The organism is Brucella tritici (assembly GCF_008932295.1).
Taxonomy (GTDB): Bacteria; Pseudomonadota; Alphaproteobacteria; order Rhizobiales; family Rhizobiaceae; genus Brucella; species Brucella tritici.
On the sequence record NZ_WBWA01000131.1, the window covers coordinates 1 to 242 of the forward strand.

Below are 242 nucleotides of genomic sequence, written 5' to 3' on the forward strand. Positions count from 1 at the left end.
CTATCGAGGTTTCGTGCACGCCATCTGCGAAAGCAACGGCTTCGACGCCGAAGTTGAGAAACGTCTTGGCAAGAAGCGTTTCCGTGCCGCCATAAAGCGGTTGCGAATGCAAAATGACATCGCCCGGTCATTGCCTGCGACAATACCCTGCTCGGACCTGTCTATCAAAAGCCGCTCGATCATGGTGCCGATCTTTCGGTCTATTCTCTGACCAAATATGTCGGCGGACATTCAGATCTGAT

Annotated in this window: 1 pseudogene; it reads left to right on the forward strand. The window is 52.5% G+C overall.

Features of this window, described 5'->3' with window-relative positions:
* Positions 1-120: 120 nt before the first annotated feature.
* Positions 121-242, forward strand: a pseudogene (locus tag F9K91_RS25765) (PLP-dependent transferase); the annotation flags it as partial.